Consider the following 23,231-nt stretch of genomic DNA (forward strand, 5'->3'; position numbering starts at 1 on the left):
TCTGTGCCATATTTAGGGGCATATATTCCGCTGTATTCCGTCATGTTATGCCATTACATATTTTTCTCCGTGGCGAGAAGTTAAAGTTTCGCATGGCTATCACTGTGCCTGCGCGGTTGCCACCATATTTAACTCGCGTGGATGGCTTGTGCTCGGGTTTATGGAGCTATATTCAAAGCGAGAAGGGCTGGCATGGGATTCGCAAAGCCCGTGAAACCTCTTGGAAAGCCCCTGCTTGTAATCTGGAACCGGCTTATATATCACGTGGAAAGCCACCCAAAATACAATCTGGAAAAGGCGTAAACACAATTTAGGAAACGCCCTGCCCTGCGCAGCTTGTCGTATTAAAAATACCGACGCGAGGAAACTCTCGATCTCGCGCGCGTCTGCAGGTAGGAATAAAAATTTCTGTGAATCGCTTGCCGGTGAGTGATTTCTGTGCAAAAATCAGGAATTCGGCAATCAGCGGCAACTTTTTGTTAGCTATAAAGTAATAGCTGGTAATAGCCAGTAATAACGGGCTCATGCGAGAGTCGTACCGAAAATAATGGGCAGCGAAATAACAGCACAGCACAGACAGCACGTGACGAGGATGGTATGAGAACAACTGGATCAGAAAACGTATGGCGGGGGCACTTCCCTAGATTTTTCCTTGGGCGAGTTGTGGATCTCGCGGGCAGTTCGATGACCTCAGTGGCAATCGGATTGAGCGTCCTACAAACCACGGATTCTCCGCGTTCCATGGGCCTCGTCTTGGCAGCAAACGTATTTCCCACTCTTGTTTTCATGCTGGTTGGCGGGGTAATTGCGGATCGCTGGGAGCGCGGGCGCATCCTCGTGGTGACCTGCCTGTTATCCGCAGTGACCCAGGGTGCGATGGCTGCGATTCTGTTTTCTGGGCGGTTCAACCTCGGGCTAATGTCTGCTTGCGCCGCGCTGAGCGGAATGATTGGAGCCTTTAACGGGCCAGCCTTACGCGGTATTGTTCCCGATCTCGTCGCGTCTGAACAGGTACACCAGGCCAATGCACTACTGGCAACCGCCCGCAATGCCACGCGCATTATTGGGCCAGCGCTCGCGGGCGCTCTGGTGGCCAGTATTGGCGGTGGCTGGGCGCTAACGATTGACGCGATAAGTTTCCTCCTGGCTGCCCTATGCTTTTGGGGATTGCCGACGGTTTCTCGGGCGAAAAATCCCGCCGGAATTGGGCGCAGTCTTATCGAGGGCTGGTCCACATTCTGTTCTATGCGATGGGTGTGGACGCTATCTATCGCCTATGCCGTCATTAACTTGCTGTATGTTGGTCCGTGGCAAGTGCTTGGACCGGACGTATTGCGTCAACGCCACGGCATTGGGATCTGGGGCGTGATTTTATCGGTGCGAGCTGTCGCCCAGTTGGTTGCCAGCGTACTACTCGTCAGGATTTCTTTCCGCAATCCGTTGCTCGTGGGGCTGCTCCTTGGAACAGCAGTTGGTTTTCCACTCATTGCCCTGGGCGTCACGGATTCGCTTGTGGTGGTTATCCCGATGGTGATTATGAGTGCGGTTGGGCTCACCGTATCGGGAATTACCTACGAGACGACTTTGCAAACGCACGTCTCGCGCGACAAGCTCTCTCGAGTGGCGGCCTATGACGATCTTTTCGTCTTTTTATCTGTTCCGATCTCTCAGATTGCGGTGGGATGGGTTGGCACAGTGTTTGATATTCACACCGTGTTATTGGCCAGCGGGATCGGATTAGTTATCCTGCACATTCTTCCGGCGATCTCCCGCGAGGTGCGCACCATAAGCCGTGTGGATAAATAGCAAGATGCGCATACGGGTTCCTCGCGCGTCGCTGGTAATCCAGCAGGCTGCCACCGCCACTATGCCGTATGCACGTAGTGCTATATTCACGTGCCTCCCCGTCGAAAACCGTTATCACCAGCAAATATGCCAGCATCCGCTAAGCCCTTAGGGCTAGCGTGAGGTACTGGGCGCCTCAACTAATGAGCTGCTGAGCTACTGGATTACTGAGTTACTGTGGGGTCACCTCGCGAACCATCCGCATAAGCTGGGTGGCGATATTACTGGCGCAATACCGTCGGGCGCGGATAAGGGCAGCCCTACCGGCATCGGTGCGAAGATACGTTGCCTGCATCGCTATCCCTTGGCGGCGCAAATGGGCGAGAAACAGATCAACATATTCGCGTTTCGTCCCTAAAATATCGGGTACGGCTTGGCAGAAAAATGTGCGGTACCGGATGCCCTGATGCGTCAAGCTGAGAAGATAGCGAGGATTACCAATCGGCCCATATAGCTGTTCTAAGGCGCGGGCGCATAACAGCCGCTCTGCAATCGTGCCGCCAACAACGAAAGCGCAGGTATTGGTTACCGCGATGTCGAGATCATAGGAGCTGACGAGCTGGCTTTCTTTTAAGGTCTGAATAAGCGCGTGAGATTGCCGGCGCAAGCGCTGATGTGGATCTAATGTATGGGTCATGACGTACCAGCGCAATAGGGAAACCCCAGCAAAAGCAATGGCACATACGAGCATGACGACCATACATACGGTGGAGGATCGAACAAAGCGGGTTGTCTGCGTGGCGAGGAAAAGGAGTGCGCTGGCGATCAGACCAAAAATGACCTCTACATAGTTCACGATGCCAACTCGAATCCGTGGAGTAAATTCACAGCGAATCCGCATAAGTAATGACGGTAATTGCACCCCACCAGCGCTCCCCAAGGCCTGATACCACTGTTGGGCCATCGCCTTACGATTCTGTGCGCGGGCAAGCATGGTGTTATTTTCTTTGGTGATGTTGCGATACGTCGTGGAGAGATCGCTGGCAAAGCAGCGCTGGATGCCAGATTCGATACGTGGTTCAACGACGTGTGGGGCAACGAAAGTGGTGAATCGGGAGGCAAGGGAAGAAATCTCAGGGGAGGACCACACCGCATCGGAGGTGTCGCGGTGCCCGAAGAGTTCTGCCATCAGGTTAGTTGGTAGCTGGCAGCTGGCAATATGCCAAATATTGGCGGTTTTCTCCGAGCTGCCAGCAGAGCGGATAACTCGACCGCGCATCTGATTCGTCAGCATAAAGGCGCGAATCTTCGTCGCTAAAATAGCAGCATTAGCGTGTGGAGCATCCCATCCTTCCCCCAGGAGAGCGGCAGTTCCGATAAGCCCAATGAGCAGCCCAGATTCAAAAGCGTGAGTGATACATCGAACGGAACCGCGCGTCCCGGAAGCAAAAGTGATCTGTACGTATCCTGCTTTAAGGGGCGTGACCTTCGAGATTACCTCCTGGTAGTGTGCGGCGATAATGTTCAGAGCATTGAGGATTGACTCGGGAACAATGACCACCGATCCAGTTAGCACTCCTAGTGGGGCGTCGTGTGGGAGTCTGCGTCGGATTTTCTCAAAAATGGGGATAACGCCATTGTGCAGGAGTGGCTCGTCAGTGCCGATTGCTTTGCTGTAGCTGGCCTGAATGTGATCGGCTAACACCACCAGGCGCAGGTTTGATCCTAGGGCGGCGTATTCGGCCTGGGCAATATCGGCGCTGGCCCGCAATAACGTGGCTGAGGAGGTGAGAATACGGGCAATGTCCTTATCGTGGGGATTGGTGATCGTGGTTCCAGATAGTAGGCGTTCAGCTCGGAGTGCCTCAACAACAGATTGGTACGTCTCTTCACGGAATAGATGTGGATGCGAAATGACGAACTGCAAGGCGTTCGCTTGTGGAAGCTGGCGGTTATCTGGCTGAAAGAAAGAGTAGAGGCGGGGCGGGATGTCAAAACCGGCGGCATAGAGCAGATTGACGAGGTGCAACAAGCTATCTTCGTCATCAAGTGCCTCGTTGAATGCGCTATCCGTTTCCAGGGCGCGGGTCAATTCTTCCATTATGTGCGCAAGAAGGCCGCGTTTTATAACGGTTTCCAATGCGCGGTCGTTTGGCTGGTGCAGGGCGGCTATCTGGGCGGATTCTTCTATGCTGGGTTGGGTGACGTAGATGTAATCCTGGTGCGGGCATAGATCGCCGGTGGCGACCAGTTCTGGGGTGGAGATTTCTTCGTCAATTGGTCCACATAAGTCAATGTATTTTCCCCATTCACTGACGGTGGAGTCATAGGGCGGGGTGGCGGTGAGGGATATGGTTGTCACGTCTTTCAGAGCAGATCGAAAGGCGATGAGGCAGCGATGCCATGCGGAGCGCAAGTGATGAGCTTCGTCTAAGCACAGGGTGTGGATGCCGGCGTCGCGCATGGCGGCAACGACGTCAAGATCAGCAAAATCCTCTCCGGTTTCGGGATCTTGTGAGCGGGTAAATGCGCTGTAGAGACTCTGATAGGTGACGACGGTTAGCGCCCGAGGGTGGTGTAGATCGGTGGAGCACAGCTCGTTTGGCGTGGGGAGGTCATGTGTTGTGCTCGGGTTTACGTGCTCGGGTGGGCACGATGTGGGGGAACTGACGCAGGAGGGCGCCGAGGAATCGGCGGGCCCAGGCAGGGTGGATGAGCAATGGCTGGCTGTAGCGTGAGTGTTGGAGGGATGGGCGGCAAAGTGGGTGCGGAAGCGTTCAATCCATTGGTCGCGAATGGCGATAGTAGGGGCGATGACGAGGGCTGGCTGGTTGAGTCGGCAGATCATCTCTAGGCCGAGGATGGTTTTTCCAGATCCCGGCGCGGCCACCACGTGAATGCGTTTATCAGCGAGAAGTTGGGGTATGCGATTGAGGACCCGCTGCTGATAATTGCGAAATGTTCCCGTGAATTGGTAGGAAGGAAAGGTGCTGGAGAAAGCCATGTATGTATATTACGCGGTGCAATAACGAGGTACTTCGTCTGGGATGGCTGGCTGTTTTTACCAGGTTGAGGGGAAGGGCGGGCGGTGAGAAAAGCTGCGCACTGTTTGGCTGGTTATGCTCCTATCGGATTGTGTGAGGCTGCGAGTAGCTCCGTTGCCTGGCAAGTGCTATCTGGGGGTTTTACCGACGTATGAGCGCCGAGAAATCAGCGAAGGCTAGGTCAGGGTGCGATTTTCCTATCTCCTTAGCGTAGCGCGCCGGATTCTGCTGTTACGGTTTCTGTTGCTTTTACACATGTCGTGGTGGGTCGCATTCGGCATTCAGCTACAGCCGAATGCCGAATGCGACCCACCACAACTAATCCTTTCAGCGGTAGGCTCATTTTCCCGCGTCAGGCGTATTCATCGAGCGACAGACGCGATCCGAGCCAGTTTGCGTCAGGCCGTACCAGAATTCTTCTGCATAAATGCCTGGAATTCCTCAGCGGTGGCATACGAAGTCTGCGTGCCTAGTTTCGTCACGGAATCTGCTGCGTAGATATTCGCCATCGTCAGCGCCTGCTCAACATCGCCGGTGGTCACGAGGTGATGGCTGAAGCAGCCGATAAAAGCATCGCCAGCACCAGTGGTATCAATGGCATCGACGGGCGTACCAGGCAACAGCACATCTTGATCCTTGCTCACCCACAGCACGCCGCGTGCCCCGAGGGTGACGATAACGTTTTTCATCCCCGAATCCAGCAGTGCCAGTGCGGCATTGTGAACGTCGTCGATACTATCGACTGGCATGCCGGTCAGCAGTGATAACTCGGATTCGTTCGGAACGAAATAGTCACAGTCTTTGACCTCGGATAGCACCAGATCGGGTTGAGCTGGCGCGGGATTGAGCAGGACGGGGATGCCGTGTTCTTTGCCGAATCGGATAGCGGCATAGACGGTTTCCAGCGGAATCTCCAGTTGCAAAACGATGAGTTTACACTGGGCCAGATCCTGCGCCGCATTGGCAATATCCTCAGGGGAAAGCATGGCATTAGCTCCCTTGACGATAATGATCGAATTATGCGAATCCGGATCGACGAAGATAGGGGCAACGCCGGAGGTCGCTTCGGTAGGCAGTATGTAGCGTGTATCAATCCCGTTTTCCGCAAAGTTACGGATCGTATTATCCGCAAACATGTCATTGCCGACGCGGGTCAGCATAAGCACTTGCGAGCCAAGCCGAGAGGCGGCAACTGCTTGATTTGCGCCTTTCCCGCCGCAGCCGAGTTTGAAATCTGGCGCTTCGATCGTTTCGCCTTCTGCGGGCATCCGTTCAATGTAGGAAATGAGGTCCACCATATTGGACCCGATAACTGCAATATCCATGCGTTTACTCCTTAATTCCCGTCGTGACGTGGAACGTCTTAGTTTCACCGGCGGCCAGGTGGATCAGTGTGCCGGCGCGCTGTGCAGCCAGGAAGCCTTCCGGGCGCGAGGTTGCGGGCAGGACGAAAGCGGTCACTTTCTGGTCCGGATTACACAATATCCAGCGCGTCGCACAGGGGAAATCTTCGGAGGAGAACCGCGTTACGAAGCGCGTGCCATCGGGGTGTTCCAACTCGAAGCTGAGTTCGCGTCCGTACTGCGAAAGATCATCAGCGAAGTAGACGATCTCAGGATCGAATTGTGTGGCCACGGATAGATCGTGAGAGTCGATCCGCCCGGCAAGAATATCCTCGTTGATGCGGGTCCACTGCTCAGTTGGAGTCACATGGGCAGGAATCGATCGGCGCAATTGGAAAGCGTCAGCGGGGATGGATTCGTGCAGTACCCCGTTTTCCACGAAGGCATAGTTCATGTGGCACATGTATTGCAGAGGCATTGGGGCGTATGCCGATAGATTCGTCACCGCCAAATCAATATCGAACAGGGATGATCCGCTGCGCAATACGACAGACGGGGTAGCCCGATAGTGGTGTCCGAATCCGCGCACATACTCATAAGACGAGACGATACGGACGCTGTTTTCGTCAATTTCCAGCCACGCCTCATCCATGCTGGCAGTGGGGAATTCTCCGTGCAGCGGGTGGGTATCCTCAGGGCTGGGGCAGCCACCGGCAAGTAGACCGGAATGGAATGCGAAACAACCATAGGTATCAGAGATTTCTGCGCAGGGTTGTGGAGCGCTAAACATATTCGTCATGCGCAAACTGACGTCATCGAACTCGGCGTCCCAGATGATTTGCCCCATATAGGGCAGAACTTCCACGTATCCTCGGGAGTTGGTGATCGTGAGGGATTCGATCCCTTTGGGGTAGCGTGTTCCGGTGACGCTGAATTCGTCGGTGCGAGCAAAGGTGCGCACACCCTCAGTGAAATCCGCGCGATGTAATGGGATAGTAAGCATGATCTCTCCTTTTGGATTACTTTGTGGCACTGACGGAGGAATCGTTGTGTCCGGCGCGATATTGGCGGATGAAATAGATCAGCACGGCGGCAAAGCAGAACAGGGAGACGCAGAAAGCGGTCTGCATTGAGCCAACTTTGTCAGAGACGAAGCCTTGCACGGCAGGCAAGACGGCGCCACCGATGATGGACATAACGATCACAGCTCCGCCGGTTTCAGTGTGACGCTTATCGTCAATGGAATCGAGCGTGCGCGAGTAGATGGTTGCCCAGCAGGGGCCAAACAGTCCAGAGGTGATGATGGCGGCATATACCGCGGTCATATTGGGAACGAAGATGACGTAGATCAGAGCCAGGACGCCCGCAGCAGAGTATCCGATGAGGACCAGGTCGGCGTTGAATCTCGTCATGAGGATATTGGCGATGAATTTCCCAACGAAGAACGCGATGAATGCGCCGATCATGAAGTTTGAGGCGGAGCGTTCATTCAGCGATGAGTCGAGGTTCAGGGCGAGCCGGATCGTGAAGGACCATACGGCGGTTTGCATGCCGACGTAGAGGAACTGGGCGACGATTCCCTCGCAGAATCGCGCATTGTGGGCCAGATAGCTGAGCGTCTCGCGGATTGAGGCTTTGACTTCATGGGTGCCACGCAGCGGCTTGCAGTGCGGGAATTGGGTGATGGCGACGAAGAAGAGCAGGATCGCCAAGACGATAATGATGAAGCGGTACGGGCCGAGGGTGCGCTGCAACATGGCGTTGGCCAGTTCGCTGCGCTCGGCGGCGCTGAGGTTCGATAGCTGCTGGTGGAGCGCTTCACCTTCGTCAAAGATCAGGTATTTGCCCAGTAATGTGCCGAAAATTGAGCCGATGGGGTAGAAAGTTTGCGAGATGTTGAGCCGCAAGGTGGATAAACGGCGTGGCCCGATCATGGACGAGTAGGTGTTACACGAGGTTTCCAGGAAGGATAGACCAATTGCCACGGCGAACAAGGCCGCGAGGAATACCCCGTAGGTGGCCACGTGTGAAGCGGGGAAGAACATCGTACAGCCGATGATGTAGATGCTTAAGCCGATCAGAATACCGGACTTGTAACTCCACTTGCGGATGAATCGGGAGGCGGGAATCGCCAGGAAGAAATATCCGCCGTAGAACGCCGATTGCACGAATGCTGAGGCGAAATCTGACAGTTCAAAAACGGATTTGAACTGGGTGATGAGAATATCGTTCAAGCTCGCTGCTGCACCCCACATCGGGAAGCAGATGGAGAGCAGGATGTATTGAAGGATAGGGGTTCTATCGAGGTAGGCGTCCTCTAGCTGACGCGATGGGTCTTTGATGAAACCAAAAGTTTTATTCGCCAGGCCAGCGGGGGCGGGCTGTGGAGTTTTCGTTGAGCTCATGTCATTCTCCCAGGAGACTCTTGCCGGCGGAGGCGCCAATACGGTTGGCACCAGCGCCGATCATGGTTTGGAAATCGGTGGCAGTTCGGATACCGCCGGAGGCTTTCACGCCAAAATCTGGACCGACGGTGGCCCGCATGAGGGAAACGGCGTGCGCATCCGCACCGGAGGTGGAAAATCCGGTTGAGGTTTTCACGAACTGTGCGCCGGCGTGAACAGCCGCATGGCAGGCTCGAACGATCTCGTCATCTGTGAGGAGACAGGTTTCTAAGATGACTTTGACGGTGGCCTGGCCTGCGGCTTCGACGACACTGCGAATATCGTGTTCGACAGTGTTCCAGTCGCCATCTTTGACTGCGCCGATGTTGATAACCATGTCGATCTCGTCAGCGCCGCTTTCAACGGCTTGGCTGGTTTCGTAGGCTTTGACTTCACTGCGGGTGGCACCCAAGGGAAAGCCGACGACGGTACATACTCGGACGTTGGAATCGCGCAGATTTGTGACGCAGCGGGGAACCCAGTATGGATTTACGCATACGGTTCCCATCTGTATGTCGATAGCTTCGGCACATAGGGCGTCGATTTCGGCGCGTGTCGCGTCTGCACGCAATAACGTGTGGTCAATCAGCAGTGATTTCTTCACGTCAACTCCTTTGTCTGTCGTGGTGATAGCAACCTAACAAAGCGAGTTTGCGATGAGAATGAGGGGCAATTTTTCGGATGTTCGCGATGATTTGGCGTCTTTTCAAAGAAAAGTGGCTGTTGTTGGGAGGCTGTCAGGGAAATATCTGATCGATCGTGCCGTGGGAGAACATTTGTGCCGCTGGGTGAATCTGGTGATTTTGCGCAGGAACAGCGAGGGATAACGCTGGTTACCGATCGATGTTTTAGCGGATAAAGAAAGCCAATCGGAAAATGCGTCGAGGTGTGGGGATGGGCGGTGAACAGCGAGAAGCGCGAGAATACAGAGTAAACATAGCCCAGAATCGGGAGCGTAATAATACGTATGGAATATCGGTGGGATAACCGCGCAAGAGCAGTAGCTATCAGTGAGAAAAGAACGCGGAAATATAAAATATAAAGCGAGGGTGGGCAGGCGGATTATTAAAATTAATATGCTTATGGCGAAATGGCGACGGTCCGTTTTGCCCAGTGTGCCGCTTATACCGTGCCGTAGACGATCGCGCGGGCAGTATTGACGTCCGTTACCAGGCGGTTGGCGTAGCCGTGTTCTAATGCGGCTCGGATGACGTCAGCTTTCGATGCCCCACCAGCAACCAGTACCTTTTGCTCCTTGTGTCGCAACTCTGGCAGGGAGATTCCGAGCGTGCGGCTATTGAGATCGGGCAGGCAGATTCGCCCGTTTGCGTCCACAAACCGTGAGCAAATATCGCCGACGGCACGGTCAAAAAGGGTGGCGCGATCCCGAGGGGATAAGGGGCTACGTTCAACGAGATGCCGATTAGTCTCCAGATCACCGACGGTGTAGAGCACAATTCTTGCCCGCGCAGCCGTATCCAATACGCGACGTAAATCTTGGCGGCGCATGAGCCGATTGCGCACGGTGATTGAGGTGACGAAAGTGGGCACCGGCATGGCCAGCGCTTCAGCATTAAAGGCGGCGGCAATGCGTTGGATGGTGGTCGGCTGCCCGGACGTGGCTCGTGGATCAGTAAGACCGTGGGAGACTTGAACTACAGTGAGATCTCGTCCGGCTACCCGCTCTAAACAGTGTGAGATTGCGGCAACTGTGCGGGAGGGAACGACCCCGAGAATGTCACCGTCGCGGATTAAGCCGCTTAATAGTCGAGCGCCAGCTTCCCCAAGGGCACGTCGCAGGGCTTCATCGCCGCTGCGCACCGGATTGACGAGGGTGAGTTCCAGCAGGTTGTAACGCTGGGTGAGGGTCTCAACGAGGGTTTCGTCTTGTTCGCGCGGATCAAGCACCTGGACGTGAACGAATCCGCGTTTTTCCGCGTGGGCTAAGAGTTTTGAGACGGTTGGGCGGGAGACGTGGAGGCGCTGGGCGACCTCGGCTTGGTTCATTCCCGCGTAATAGAGTTTGGCCGCGTCAATGGCTTGGACGTCACGAGGAGAAAGATACATGCCAGAACCAGCCATACTAACCATTGTGCCATTGCGGTGCGGGCTCACGCTATGGGCACGTGTATGTGGGGCGTTGCGGGTGGGTATGGCGTATGTATGCGCTCGCGCGGTGTGGGTATTTCTTGGTTGTTTGGTTAGCCTAACTAGCTGTTTGGGGTATCTGGCGGTTGGGTGGGGAATCGGGCGGTTTGGTTAGGCTGTGAATCCGAATCCTGCCAGGTGCTTGTGGGTGGCGAATCGTGGCGGGCATGAGAGAGAAGCGTGCACCTGCAAATCCTGACGGTTTGTAAATTCTGCCGGTCTGCAAATCCTGGCGCCCTCCCACGTCGGTAAATCACAATGCAATATCACTCTTTTAGCTTGCGGAGTGCAGATACGCCCATCGCCAGGTAGCATGAAGAGGGACAGTGTTTTTCGGCTCGTTACCTCAACGAAGAAAACGGGCACTCACCGACCTGTTGTCATACTCCAGGCGAGGTTCACATAGGAGTGATAGAAAGTGATCCGGAGAATAATCGTTCTCGCGATGGCCAGCGTGTTCCTGTTGGGATTCGGTATCCCAACGGTTGCCCAGGCGGCTCCCGCAGATAACGCACAGTACGTCATTTATCCCACGCCGCAATCGCTTACCTATGATGACGGCGATTATATTCTGGGTGATATTACCGTCGTTTACGATCCGCAGATTGATGCGGCGACGAAGGCTCGACTTGAAGAAATTGCCGCGTTGAAGAAACTGCCGGTTACCCAGTCCACCACAGCGGGCACGGGAACGACGATCTACGTCGGCGTGCATGGTTCGGGTGGTCCGGCCGAGCAGGCCATTATGGCTGCAGGCGGGGTCGATACGGCGACCTTCGATAAAATTGACGGCTACTACCTCAGCTCGGCAAATGGCGTCATTTCCGTCTTAGGAAAGGATACGGATTCGGCATTTTACGGCTTGACGACCCTCTATCACGTCGTTGCCCAGATTGATAGCCGCACAATTCGTAACTTCCACGTCAATGACTGGGCAGATGTGGCTAGCCGTGGCTTTATTGAGGGATACTACGGGAATCCGTGGTCGAATCAGGACCGCATTAACCTGATGCATTGGGCCGGATATTACAAGCTGAATTCGTATTTCTATGCGCCAAAGGACGATCCAAAGCACAACCGCAACTGGCGGGAACTCTACACTCCAGAGGAAATCCAGACGAAGATTCGCCCACTGGCTGACGCCGGTAATGCCTCAAAGACGCGATTCGTCTATGCTTTGCATCCGTTTATGAATTCTCCGATCCGTTTCGATCAAAACTATGAGGCCGATTTTAAGATTCTGACGACGAAGTATGGCCAGGTTATTGACGCTGGTGTTCGCCAGATCGCGGTTTTGGCTGATGACGCGGCGAATTTCGGGGGCGATAACTACGTCCGGCTGATTACTGATTTAACGGAATGGTTAAAGGAAAAGCAGAAGCAGTATCCAGATTTGAAGTTGACGATCCCGTTCTGCCCGGTGGAATACGGCGGGGTCGGAAACCAGGCGTACATGCAGAAGATGCCGCCGAATACAGAAATCGTCATGACGGGCGGAAAAATCTGGGGTGAGGTCAGCCAGGGCTTCACTAATACGTTCACGAATAATGCCAAGCGCGGCCCGTACATGTGGATCAATTGGCCGTGTACCGATAACTCGAAGCGGCATCTGATTATGGGAGGTTATGCGGATTTCTTGCAGCCTGCGGTGAGCCCAGAGAATATTCGCGGTATCGTATTGAACCCTATGCAGCAATCCGAACCATCTAAGGTGGCGATTTTCGGTAATGCTGCGTATTCGTGGCATATTTGGGATACTGCCGAGGAAGCAGATCGGGCGTGGCAGGCCTCGTTTGCCTTCGTCGATCATAATTCTGCGTTGCGCACGCCCGCTTCAGATGCCCTGCATGAGCTGTCGAAGCACATGATTAATCAGGCGATGGATAGCCGAGTGCGCGTACTCCAAGAATCAGTGGAGTTGCGTGATCTGCTATCGGGGGTAGCTGCCAAACTGAAGGACAACACCGTCACCTCGCAGGATGTTGCCCAGGTACGCGAACAGTTTGCCCGTCTGGCTCAGGCGGCACGGACCTTCCGCGAGAGCGGAAATCGGGATCTGTTGGGCGATATTGGCGGGGATTATTCGGCTCGCGATGCGAATGAGCAGATGGCGCCCTGGATGGATTCCTGGGACGATACCATGCGGGCTGGTCTGACGTATCTCGATGCGGTGGATGCGGCATTAGCGGGTAATACGCCGTTATTGCTGACGAAAGCTGCGGATGCCAAGGCGGCATTTAGCGCTTCGCAGAGCCATCAGTTCTTCTATGTCGATCATTATGAGCGGGCTGAGGTCGGGGTGCAGCATATCGTCCCGTTCTTGCGCGATCTTGATTCCTGGGTAGCTGGTCGAGTGCAGCAGGTTAGCGCGCCAGATGCCGTACAGACGTCATATATCAGTAACGTCTTTACTAAGCCGAGTCGGGGAACGATTGACAATATCCTTGACGGGGATTTGGGCACGGTAGCGACGTTCACGGATCCGAACTTCTTGTACAAGAACGACTACGTGGGCGTGACTTTCAGTAAACCGCATACGGTTGACTCGGTGCGCTTTGCGTTCGAGGGTGGAAAGAATCATTTCTACTATTCAAAGTTGCAGGTCAAGAAGGCTGGTGGGGATTGGACCGACGTATCAGGGCAGGTCTTTGAACGCCCGCGCAATTCGACTGATCCGATCGTGGCGAGCGGATTGGGCTTGACCGATGTGGAGGGCATCCGCCTTATCGCGACGAAGGATAATGGTGATGATTTGTGGCTGGGAATCAAGGGGATTGACGTTAATATCCCAGTGACTCCGGCACATCAGCAGTATCCGGTAACCGCAGTGACGCTAGAGGGGTTAGTGGTTGCCCCTGGATCGCCGGGTGCGGTTGCCGCGGCAAGTGATGGGCGAACGGATTCAGCCGTCTGGCTGCGCAATGCGGATGGTAAGGATAATATCCCGCAAAATGGTGCAGTTGTGCTGAATCTTGGCGAGGCAAAGCCGATTGGTTCGATTGAACTGACCCACGGAGATAAGGCCGCGCCGGGGGATCGTCCCTCGCAGGCGGTTGTGGAAGTCAGCTCGGATGGCGCGTTGTGGACGAAGTTTGCTGACGTTCGCGACGTGACAGAACAGACGCTAACTGGCAATGCAACAGCGCAATATGTGCGTATCCGCTTGTTGCAAGGGAAGAACGTGTGGTGGCGTTTGCAGGAGATGGCCGTCTTTGCTCCGGTATCGACGGATTCTCCGAAGTCGGTCTACACCAATATTGACAATGCGAAGTTCTCCGCAACGCTCACCGATGAGCAGTCCACGTTGCGTGCGGGTGATGTTGTGCTCGCTCCGGGTAAGTATCTGGGCTTGGATTTCGGGAATATTCGCACGATTAAGGCCGCTGAGATCGGGCTATCTCCGGCTGATGGAATCACCGTGCAGATCTCTAATAATGGTTTAGAGTGGAGCGATGTGCCGGTGGCGCAGTTGCCAGGAAAGACGGCGCGTTTCGTGCGTGCGATTAATACTGGTCAGCAGGATCGGGCACTTAAGGTGGAGCCTTTCGTCGTGGATTTCCTGACGGTTGGGCCGATGGGCAAGCTGGTTTCTTCGACGATTGCTACCACGAGCGGGTGGGGCGATGCGCGTAACAACGGCGCCGGCTTTGATAAGTCAATGGCCACCGCTACGAAGTTTGGTGGCATGCCGGTGGCAGGAAATGACGCTGTTTATGATCTTGGCCAGAACATAACGGTTAAGAGTCTGCGGGTTTATACGGCAGATACTGAAGTGGATTACATTCGCGATACCACCTTGCAAATCGGCACAAGTCCGACAGGCCCGTGGACGGACGTTCTGACGATTGGTGATGGGGTAACTGATACCGATCGGGAAACTGCGTTTGGTTCAATTAACGATCCGAATAAGAAGGTGGATTCTAACCATCCGAACGTCTTGTATTACGGTGATGACAACATTAACAATGACCAAGGGGTCGCGGGTCGGTATTTACGGTTCCGGATTGACGCGAACTATCCGAACCGGGCTTTGCGTTTCAATGAGGTTGTTGTTAACCAGGGGGCTTATGTTTCTCCGGAAACGAATGCGGCTTTTAGTTCCTCAGTGATTGAAGAGCCGGGTCACCAGCCGAGTTACATGCTTGATGGTGATTTACAGACGACGTATAAGCCGTCGGCGGCCAATGGTCATTTGACGTATGCCTTGTCTGATCCGAGTAACGTCCAGGCGGTCCGGTTACTGCAAAGTGGCGAGCCGTCGCGGGCTACGGTGAAGGCTCGGGTAATGGCGGCCTCGGGTGAGGTGCGCGAGATAACTTTGGGGACTCTAGAGCAGTCGTTCAACGAGTTCACGATTCCGGCAGATATGAAGCTTTTGGATGTTCGCCTGGAGTGGGCGGATAAGTTGCCGGAGATTTCCGAGCTGATTGTGTTGCCGTCGGCACCTGTGGCGACGCAGGAGACGAAAGATAAGCTCACTCAGGAGATCGCTAAGGAGCCGCAGGCGGATTGGACGCAGCAGGCTCGGGCCAGCTATCAGGATTTAGTGACCCGTGCTCAGGGCGTGCTCGACAGCCCGCAGGCCTCGGAAGCGACCGTGGATTACATGTTGAAAGCGGTTCAGGAGTTTGCTAAGACGGCTGAACTGAAGGCGACCGATGAGCAGAAGGCGCAACTGCGTAAGCTGGTTGATGAAAAGGTCAGCAATGATGAGCATTTCTATACTGGCAATACGTATGCGACGTACGATCTGGCTGTTGAGGCGGCTCGTCGTGGTTTAGAGAATCCGGATTTGTCGCGGGCGCAAGCGCAACAGCTTTTGGATGATCTCACGAAGTCTCGCCAGCAGTTGGCTTATTCGGTGTTCCAGCGTGAGGAGACCGAGCGGTCGGTTGGTGATTTTGCGTCGTTCAAGGCTGAGGACTACACGCAGGAGTCATATAACGCGGTAGTTGAGGCGAAGAAGCAGATTGACCAAGCATTAGCGAAAGATAAGCCGGCTGACGCACACGTCTACACTCCGCAAGAGTTTAAGAATATGCGTGAGGCGTATCGCCAGGCGGTAGCGAATTTGGTGAACGTGGTGGAGTTGCGGGCGCAGCTTCAGCATGAGCACAAGGAAGCGGATTACACTGCGCAGTCTTGGGCGCCGTACGCTCAGGCGCGTAAGGACGCGGAAAGCGCACTGGTTAATGGTACGCGCGAGCAAGTGAGTGCGGCGTTGCAGAAGCTAAAGGAGACGGAATCCCAGCTTGTCTTGGTTTCCAAGGATAATTCTGCGTTGATTGCCGAACTGGAGAAGCTCAATCCGGATGATTACACGACGGATAGCTACCAGGCTGTGAAGGACGCTATTGCTAAGTTGAAGGACGGCACGGGGACTGCCCAGGAGGCTACAGCAGCGCGGGATGCGTTGGTTAGCGTGGTGGCTTTGAAGGCTAAGCTGGCAGAGATTTCTCGTCTGGATCCGGAGCCGTACACGACGTCCAGTTTTGCGCCTTTGGCTGTGTTGACGAGTGATGCTGGGCAGACGGAACCGCTGGTGGTGGGTATTGCTCAGTTGCTGAAGTCGGGCACGCCGGAGCAGATTGCACAGCGTATTGCTGATATTGACGCGGCAAAGGCTGCGTTGACGTTCTGGGCGAAGGAGCTGCCAGGATATGTTGCCGGTATTTCGGTTGTGGATCCTGCGCTATACACGCCGGAATCTTATGCTCCGTATCAGGCGGCTTATGCGCATCTGGTGGATCTCGCTAAGGATCCTAAGAACGTCAGCACGTATGACTATGAGGTGGCGCGCGCAGCCTTTGAGAAAGCGGTTGCGGCTTTGGTGAAGGTCGAAACCGGCGGAGGGGCTTCGGGGCAGCCGAATACTCCAGGGTCTGGGGCGGTTGTACCACCCTCGGGCAAACCTGCAGGTTCCCATTCCGGTGGATCGCATTTGAGCCACACTGGTATGGCGGCGCTGCCCGTTGCGCTAAGTGCTGGTTTGGCTGTTGCGCTCGGGCTCGCATTGCTCACGGTGCGCTCTCGTCGCAATCAAGGTTAAGGCCTTATAACGCCTAGGTAAGCCAGGGCATCGACTCGCGTCGATGCCCTGGCTTTTCTTTTTCGCAATGTTTCGGAGAGGTGGCGGGAGCATCCCGATGGCAATCGCATCCAGTGGCACGAAGTACACCACGCCAGATCCCTTTATGCCCTAATTAATACCCGCCCATACAAAATGCCCCATAGCCTAACACCCCAATGGGGCAGATCATCCAATAGGCAAGGCTTCCGATGGCACGCGAACTCCAGCATGCCAAAAGTTGCCGAACGTTACCGAACGCCCTGGGGCTAAACCCGCCCACCGAATTCTTCTATAGCTCGGGGGGGGGGAGGTGAGTAGGCGAAAAAGAGGCCAGGGATAGAGATAAATAAGCGAACTATCTTCACACCTTTTATCTCTACCTCCCACTGAAATTCGAAGAGCTGGAAAAGCTGGGTTGTATGTTGGCGCGAGGTAACTTTGAACTAGGAGAGTCTCTGTGGCTCTGCCCCGCGTTTTCGTTGTGGTACTGCTGAAAAAGTTGGATTTTCTCGGTACTGGTGGATGCGACGGTGATCTTCCTTGCCATCCACCCGTCATGCTCCAAGAAACCGCATATGACCTGCGATAATGCGTTCTTTTCTGAAGATTTCGGAGCGGTCGAAAGTGTTGCGGGGATTTTCTTCGGTGCGTTATTCTAAATCGACTGATTTTATTTCTTGTCAAAGGTGAGCACATGTATTTTTCTTCATTGAGGAAAACACCTCTGATGCAGCATAGGATTCTAAAGGCCGTTGCGGCTTTAGTGTTTCTGTGCGCATTGGTGTTTAATGTGGCCGTGGTGAGCGTTGCACCTGGTCATGCGGCGACTCCGCCAGAAATCAAGGGCGCAACTCGCGACGATAACAACGAGTTCATTGCGTTCCGTGATGATAATTCGTCACATACGGGCGATGGATTCGACCTGACGTTATGGGTGCAGAATGTTACCCAGTGCCGTAAGAACCCCGATGAGTGCGGTAACAAGGGTAAAGGTCTGGAATCTGATTCCTATTCAGTGGCCTACTGCCTGCACAAAGATTACGAGATGCCGTACAACTTGAAAGAGCACTACGGCAAAGATATGACTTACGATGAGCCGACTGGTATGTGGACGGGCGCGCAGAAGTATTGGCGTTTCACCCCGTCAGATAAGCTCATTAAAGATAGCGTTTTGCGTAACAAGGGGCAGGATGCCAACCTTCGTGCAATTAAGAAGGTGCTTTATCACGGTTTCCACAATGCTGATGATTCGAAATGGCAGACCGAGAATAAGATTACGGATGATGAATTCCGTGAGGCAACCCAGTATGCGCTGTGGTACTACACCGACGGCATGAGCACTGAGGGCTTCTCGTGGCCGAACAAGAACGTGAAGATTGCCTATGACTATCTGCTCGATCTTGGGAACAAGTTGCCGGATGCCCCGATTGATTACAAGGTGAACTATTTCCATACGGATGAGTTGAAGGGTGGAAATAAGTACCAGGATCTCGTGTCGGTGTTTAACGCTTCGACCAATGAGAACAAGCCAGAGCCGAAGAAAGCGAAGATTACGTTCAAGAAGATTGACGAGACGACGAACCAGCCGCTCGACGGCGTCTCTATTCGCGTTTACGCCAAGTCTAAGGCTGATAATGACGGCACGGTTCTCTTCGATAAGGTCTATGACGTCACTCCAGAAGGCGTCACGGTTGATCTGGAGCAAGCGAATACCTATTACATCGAAGAAAAGACGGTTCCGGCTGGCTATACCAAGCGCACCTTTACTGTTGAAGTTGATGCGCAGGGCAAGGTCACTGCAACCAGCGATCCGGTTGGCAAGGTAGATGTTGCTCCTGGTGAGGGGCTTTCGATTGTTACGTTGAAGAACGGAACGACGAATACGCCTATTGCGCTCAGAACGACCGCGCGGGTTTCAGGTGAGGACGCGACAGCCGATAAAGAAGCAGTTGTTTACCTCGATGATGAAGAACTGCATAGCCCTCTCTCCCCAACCGATCAGGTGCAGTATTCCGGTCTTGATCCGCAGAAGAAGTACAAGATCGTCACGGTGCTAAACGAGGTTGCTGCCGATGGCGCGGTTTCTCCGATTACTGCTGTGGTACACGAGGCGTTTACTCCGCAGGAAAAGGACGGCTCTGGTTCGTACTACGCAGTTACTCCGCAGCAAAATGCCGAATATAGCAAGTCCTACGTATTCTATGAGTATTTGTATCTTGCCGATCAGGATGTGAAGCTGACTGCTGATAATAAGGACGTCACTGATGAGTCGAAGAAGTTAGCTTTGGCTTCTCACACGGATCCGAAGGATAAGCAGCAGACGTACCGCTTTGAAAAGATGAAGCCGGTTTCTGTGAATCTGGTAGCGAAGAAGATTATCGCTGGTCGTAACTTCGCTGCTAATGACAAGTTCAAGTTTGTTCTGTCAGCACAGACGGAGTATGCGCCAATGCCGGAAAATGGCAAGGATTCCATCATTGTCACCAATGGTGATCCGGTGACGTTCGAAAACTTGGTATTCACCAAGCCGACGGAGGTCATCTATCAGATTGCTGAAGTTGTCGATGATGATGCGCCGCAGGTCGCAGATTTGACCTATTCAGAGCCGGTTACCATTCATGTTGCCGTCACGCTCAATAAGGAAACGGGCGAGCTTGTTGCAAAGGTGACGTATCCGGATAGCCAGAATCTGGCGAACATCACGAATACGTTTAAGCCTGTGCCGTTGGCTGGTTCGTTGAAGACGACGGTTGATGTTGGTGGTAAGCGTGCGTCGGTGGATGCTCCGGTTGAGGTGGATGCGTCGGCTGCGGTGGATGTTGTGGATCATGTTGATTTTGCGGGTCTTGCTGCGGGTAAGGAGTATACGTTTGCGGGTCGTTTGATGGAGTTGGGTGCTTCGTCGGATGGTTCGGATGCGAAGGTTGTGGCTTCGGCGTCGGTGAAGAAGGTTGTTGATGGTGCTGATGGCACTGTTGATGTGGTTTTTGCTGGGGTGAAGTTGGAGCCGGGTAAGACGTATGTGGTCTTTGAGTCGGCGAGCTCGACGGAGAATCTTGTTGGTTCTGGGGATGGGGCTGGTCCGCATGTGGTTAAGCATGAGGATGCCTCGGATAAGTCTCAGACGGTGAAGGTTAAGCCTGAGGCGCCTGTGCCGCCTGCTCCGAATACTCCGGAAAAGCCAGGCAATCCGTCGCCTGATAAGCCCAGCAAGCCAGGTAATCCTGCGCCAAACACTCCGGAGAAACCGGGCAATCCGTCCCCCAATACTCCGCAGAAGCCAGGAACGCCTGAGGATGGCGAAGTGCTTGCTCATAGCGGCGCCGAAGTTATGGGAATGGGCCTTGCGGCGGTTCTCTTATCGGCTCTCGGAGGAGTATTCCTTGCTATTCGGGCTGCTCGTCGCCAGTACGCGCAGTAATTTACCTGCGAAACTCTAGGGCCTTGTTGAGGTTCTAGTGGTGAGGTAAAACCACCGAGGGGTGGGAGTGCATGTTTCTCACATGCTCTCCTGCCCCTCATGTGTTATCTGAGCTCCACAAGGCGATGTGGTATCGCACAATGTGTGCTGTAATTGCACGATTACCAGGTATTGAAAAATACTAGGAAATAATACGGAGAAGGATAGCGAAGTGGCAGCAAAAGAATAAATAAAACCTAAAAAGAACGCCTATTTTTTTTACTCTAGCTACCTGGTGTTGTAGTACCTGCGGTTTTGCGTGCGGTGTAACGGTCTGTGTCCTGTGATTTCCCGGTATGAGTATATCTATGCTTTTCATGCGCTCCTGTCTTGTTGTTTCCGCGCTCGCAGAAGGTAATTATTCCCATTAGGAGTTAAGCGAACTATTTTATCTGACGCGAGTGTCAAATCCTGTCGCCAAGGTAATGAATTATTGACTATGCTGCTGACGGGTAAAACGGAAAAATAGTGTATGGTAGCACGGTTTGTGTAATGCTGTGCCTGCGTAAGTGAAACATATAAAGAGTTAACGTTCTTACCAGCATAAAAAAGATGCGATTTGTTTGGTTCAAATCTTATTTTACCCATGTGGTATAGCGCATAATTTTCTTGCGAAAATAAGTAAAAGTGCTGGTAGGAGCGGGTATTTCCACCTTGTGCGTATTACCATTTGAAAAGCAGTAGACACTAACAGTTGAAGCTGTAACAATGACGAGTGCAGAGGATACTTCTATCCAATGGAGGTAATAAGTGATTAGACGTTCCGCAAGGAAGTACGTTGCTGGTGTAGCAGCAGCGGCCGTGGCATTGTCCACGGGGCACTTCCTGCTACCAGGGGGGGGCTGCGCCTGCGCAGGCTGCCGATCCTGGTAGTACTGTAAAAATTGGTGATGTGACCTATAAGCAGGGTCACGATTTCGGTACGCGCACTCACTATGGAGCTAGCTCCAATAGTGAAACTGCTCTAGCCGAAAAGAAATATGACTACATTAAGAACGGCGCTCAGATTATTCAGAAGAGTGAGCCTGATGACAAAGGCATGATCGAATGGGAAGCCGTTTTTAATCAAGGTCCGCTAGAGCCTGGCACAACAAATACCACGTATTGGGCCACTTCAGATCCTTGGTTCAGCATTATTGTTTCCAAGGGTTTGAAGCTTGATCCGGAGAATATCGGTATCACTGTTAACTGGAAGGAAGCCAAGGTAGAAAATCCGGCGGTTGTCGGCACAAGTACCGCCGTGGTTTCACTGACGGGTAAAGAGGGCGTAGATACTAAGGAAGAGTTGCGCCCATTGCTTCACCACACCACCGATGGCGATACGCAGTATCTGCGTAACGGCTTCTACCTAGTAGAGCAGCAAGATACGGATAATGATATTCATTCAGTTCGTATCATTAACACCTTCGGTAAGCAGTTTAGCTCCCTGGGTGCCTTTATCCGCCAGTCTTCGGAAATCCAGGCTTCTCCGTCTAACGAAGGTTCACAGCCGCGTCAGGGCGATATCTCTTTCTGGGATCGTTATGGCGATTCTTTCGGCCCTGAAGGCAAGTTCGGTGTGACTCACTACTGGGGTGAAGGTCACGTTGGTAGTGACTCCAACGGTGCTTCCGCCACGTTCTCGGTGAACTACAAGAACGGTGGCGAAACCGCTAAGCAGAACGCCGAAGTTCACATGGTGTTCCGCACTGTTCCTGATCCGGCCTACACCGGCGTACATGCAGAACCCTCTGTTGCAGCCGTGTACAAGTCCTTCGATCACAACGATAACTTCATCCGCGCTGACGTTCAGTACTTCGAGCCTATCGTCGTTCCGGCGAACGAAGAGTGGAAGAAGAAGCTGGGCACGGATGAGTACAAGGATCAGTACGTAAAGGTCACCCTTAACTCTGGCGACGGTTCCTTCAAGGAGACTGGCAATAAGACCGCCAAGACCAAGGAATACTACGTCAAGAAGGGCACCACAGGAGACGAATTCAAGGATCGTGTTCCTGCAAACGACCAGATCGTTCCTCCATCGGGTAAGAAGGTAGACAAGTGGGATCCGGCATTGCCGACTGGTGCTACGAAGATCGAAAGCGAAGGCACGTACACTGTGCTGTACACCGATGATGTCGCACCGACCACCGATCCGGTGATTGTTGTTGATGATCCGTCCAAGCCAACTCCTGAAGGTTACGTCCGTTTGACCTTCGATGCGAAGGAAGGCAAGTTCGGCGATGGTGCTGACGGTCAGCCTGTTACCAAGAAGTACCTGGATGTCAAGAAGGAACTGACGGGTAAGGAGCTGAAGGATTCTGGCAAGCTGCCGGCTAACCCGACAGCGGATGGCAAGACCTTCAAGGCTTGGGATCCGGCTCTGCCTGGCGATGGTGACAAGATCACTGCCGAGGGCACCTACGGTGCAACCTACGAAGTTACCGAGAAGGATGCGGAGAAGTACACGCCTGAGGTCGAGAATAAGTCGATCAAGAAGGGTGATCCGGTTCCGGCTGCTGGTGACATGATTAAGAACAAGGCTGATTTGCCGTCGGGTACGTCTTTTGAGTATGTGGATGCTGATGGTAATCCGGTTACTCCGAAGAGTGATACGCCTGGTGATCAGGATGTGACGATCAAGGTGACCTATCCGGATAAGTCTACGGAGACGGTGACGGGTAAGATCACGGTGACCGATCCGGATGCTGGTAAGAAGGATGCGGAGAAGTACACGCCTGAGGTCGAGAATAAGTCGATCAAGAAGGGTGATCCGGTTCCGGCTGCTGGTGACATGATTAAGAACAAGGCTGATTTGCCGTCGGGTACGTCTTTTGAGTATGTGGATGCTGATGGTAATCCGGTTACTCCGAAGAGTGATACGCCTGGTGATCAGGATGTGACGATCAAGGTGACCTATCCGGATAAGTCTACGGAGACGGTGACGGGTAAGATCACGGT

The 23,231-nt window shown here is 53.6% G+C and carries 12 protein-coding genes; 5 read left to right on the forward strand and 7 right to left on the reverse strand.

Features of this window, described 5'->3' with window-relative positions; all coding sequences use genetic code 11:
* Positions 1 to 310: 310 nt before the first annotated feature.
* Positions 311 to 526 carry a hypothetical protein gene (locus tag ACLHIJ_RS06940; protein ID WP_411298794.1) on the reverse strand — a complete coding sequence of 72 codons (216 nt, stop codon included), beginning with the start codon at positions 524 to 526 and terminating at the stop codon, positions 311 to 313.
* A gap of 71 nt (positions 527 to 597) precedes the next feature.
* On the opposite strand from ACLHIJ_RS06940, the gene ACLHIJ_RS06945 reads away from it, so the two are divergent.
* Positions 598 to 1,806 (forward strand): MFS transporter, encoded by a 1,209-nt coding sequence (locus ACLHIJ_RS06945; protein WP_411298795.1) that lies wholly within the window; start codon positions 598 to 600, stop codon positions 1,804 to 1,806.
* Positions 1,807 to 2,017: 211 nt separating this feature from the next.
* Here ACLHIJ_RS06945 and ACLHIJ_RS06950 read toward each other — a convergent pair whose 3' ends face one another.
* From ACLHIJ_RS06950 to ACLHIJ_RS06975, 6 genes are all read right to left on the reverse strand, one after another.
* Positions 2,018 to 4,789, reverse strand: a complete 2,772-nt coding sequence (locus tag ACLHIJ_RS06950) for a DEAD/DEAH box helicase family protein (protein WP_411298796.1) — start codon at positions 4,787 to 4,789, stop codon at positions 2,018 to 2,020.
* A gap of 438 nt (positions 4,790 to 5,227) precedes the next feature.
* A complete protein-coding gene (gene rbsK, locus ACLHIJ_RS06955; RefSeq protein ID WP_411297552.1) occupies positions 5,228 to 6,154 on the reverse strand; it encodes a ribokinase in 927 nt (308 codons plus the stop codon).
* A gap of 4 nt (positions 6,155 to 6,158) precedes the next feature.
* On the reverse strand, positions 6,159 to 7,175 hold the full coding sequence (locus tag ACLHIJ_RS06960; protein WP_411298797.1) for an aldose 1-epimerase family protein: 1,017 nt from the start codon (positions 7,173 to 7,175) through the stop codon (positions 6,159 to 6,161).
* A 16-nt stretch (positions 7,176 to 7,191) separates the two neighbouring features.
* Positions 7,192 to 8,577, reverse strand: a complete 1,386-nt coding sequence (fucP, locus tag ACLHIJ_RS06965; protein WP_411297554.1) for an L-fucose:H+ symporter permease — start codon at positions 8,575 to 8,577, stop codon at positions 7,192 to 7,194.
* Position 8,578: 1 nt separating this feature from the next.
* Positions 8,579 to 9,220, reverse strand: a complete 642-nt coding sequence (deoC, locus tag ACLHIJ_RS06970) for a deoxyribose-phosphate aldolase (protein WP_411297555.1) — start codon at positions 9,218 to 9,220, stop codon at positions 8,579 to 8,581.
* A 518-nt stretch (positions 9,221 to 9,738) separates the two neighbouring features.
* On the reverse strand, positions 9,739 to 10,698 hold the full coding sequence (locus ACLHIJ_RS06975) for a sugar-binding transcriptional regulator (protein WP_411297556.1): 960 nt from the start codon (positions 10,696 to 10,698) through the stop codon (positions 9,739 to 9,741).
* A gap of 484 nt (positions 10,699 to 11,182) precedes the next feature.
* Between ACLHIJ_RS06975 and ACLHIJ_RS06980 the strand changes: the two genes are divergently transcribed.
* From ACLHIJ_RS06980 to ACLHIJ_RS06995, 4 genes are all read left to right on the forward strand, one after another.
* Complete coding sequence (locus tag ACLHIJ_RS06980) at positions 11,183 to 16,813, forward strand: beta-N-acetylglucosaminidase domain-containing protein (RefSeq protein ID WP_411298798.1); 5,631 nt, start codon at positions 11,183 to 11,185, stop codon at positions 16,811 to 16,813.
* Between the two features lie 478 nt (positions 16,814 to 17,291).
* The gene (locus tag ACLHIJ_RS06985; RefSeq protein ID WP_411297558.1) at positions 17,292 to 17,423 is read left to right on the forward strand and encodes a hypothetical protein; all 132 of its coding nucleotides are present in this window, start codon (positions 17,292 to 17,294) and stop codon (positions 17,421 to 17,423) included.
* A 207-nt stretch (positions 17,424 to 17,630) separates the two neighbouring features.
* Positions 17,631 to 20,255, forward strand: coding sequence for a VaFE repeat-containing surface-anchored protein (locus tag ACLHIJ_RS06990; protein ID WP_411298799.1), 2,625 nt, complete (start codon positions 17,631 to 17,633; stop codon positions 20,253 to 20,255).
* Positions 20,256 to 21,186: 931 nt separating this feature from the next.
* The coding region (locus ACLHIJ_RS06995) for a Rib/alpha-like domain-containing protein (protein ID WP_411298800.1) at positions 21,187 to 23,231 on the forward strand (2,045 nt) is incomplete at its 3' end.

This window comes from Trueperella sp. LYQ141, from assembly GCF_046599555.1.
Lineage (GTDB): Bacteria > Actinomycetota > Actinomycetes > Actinomycetales > Actinomycetaceae > Trueperella.